Origin of the sequence: Dietzia cercidiphylli, from assembly GCF_014145145.1 — a bacterium.
Lineage (GTDB): Bacteria > Actinomycetota > Actinomycetes > Mycobacteriales > Mycobacteriaceae > Dietzia > Dietzia natronolimnaea.
The window spans coordinates 1-1,048 of record NZ_JAALEA010000171.1 but is presented as its reverse complement, the minus strand read 5'-3'; the positions used below and the strand labels follow the sequence as shown (position 1 = coordinate 1,048).

The 1,048-nt window shown below is 67.7% G+C and carries 1 protein-coding gene; it reads right to left on the bottom strand.

What is annotated here, in order from left to right; genetic code table 11:
* Window positions 1–21: 21 nt before the first annotated feature.
* Window positions 22–885 (bottom strand): Bax inhibitor-1/YccA family protein, encoded by an 864-nt coding sequence (locus G6028_RS06715; RefSeq protein ID WP_182658403.1) that lies wholly within the window; start codon window positions 883–885, stop codon window positions 22–24.
* Between the last annotated feature and the right edge of the window lie 163 nt (window positions 886–1,048).

Below are 1,048 nucleotides of genomic sequence, written 5' to 3'. Positions count from 1 at the left end.
CGGCGCTACAGCTCGCGCTGATCAGTCGCGGAAGTAGCTCATCAGGCGCAGGATCTCGATGTACAGCCAGACCAGGGTGACGGTCAGGCCGAGCGCGACGCCCCACGCCATCTTGTTGGGGGCACCGGCGCGCACGAGGCGATCGGCGTTGTCGAAGTCCAGCAGGAAGCTGAACGCGGCCAGGCCGATGCACAGGAGGCAGAAGGCGATCGCGATCGGGCCGCCGTCGTACAGCGGGTTGGAGCCACCGGTGAAGAAGCTCAGCAGGATGCTACCGAGCGCCGCGAACAGCACGCCCACGATGGCGGCGGTGAGGAACCGCGTGAACTTGGGGGTCACGCGCACGGCGCCGGTCTTGTAGACGAACAGCATGCCCACGAACACACCGATGGTGCCGAGGATCGCCGCGCCGACGGCACCCAGCACGCCACCGCCCTGCAGGTCGGCGGTGAACAGGTAGGTCGCCGCACCGACGAACAGTCCCTCGAGGGCGCCGTAGGTCAGGGTCACGGGGGCCGAATCCATCTTGCGGCCGAACGTGGCGACGAGCACCACGACGAGACCGCCGATACCGCCGATGAGCAGCAGCGGGAACAGCAGGCCGGGGTTGATGCTGATCATGTAGAACGCGATCACGCCCACGATGCTGAGCAGACCCAGGGTCGTGGCGGTCTTGGTGACGACGTCGTCGATCGTCATGGGCCGCGTGTCCGCGTCGAACTGCGGATGGGCCTGGGGGGCGCCGTACCCGGGCTGGGCACCGAAACCCTGCTGGCCGTACTGACCCTGCTGGAAGCCCGCGCGTCCGGCACCACCGAGGTGGGTGGCGCCACGCGCGCTGTCCTGGGACAGGGAACTGAAGACCGGATTGCTGCTCGTGCGCATCGAGGTCCCTTCGGATTGTCGGGGAAGGTCGTTGATCGAGAGTCCCCGCCGGGTCACCGACGAATCACTCGTACTGGTCAACGCGCGGGCCCACCTGAGTGTTCCCCGCGTCGACCCCCATCCTGCCCGACCGGTCGGACGTCCCGCGCACCAACCCTTTAGC

Bases quoted from the DNA above. Each gene is read 5' to 3' on its own strand.
- G6028_RS06715 (WP_182658403.1), bottom strand. From the start codon at position 885: ATGCGCACGAGCAGCAATCCGGTCTTCAGTTCCCTGTCCCAGGACAGC.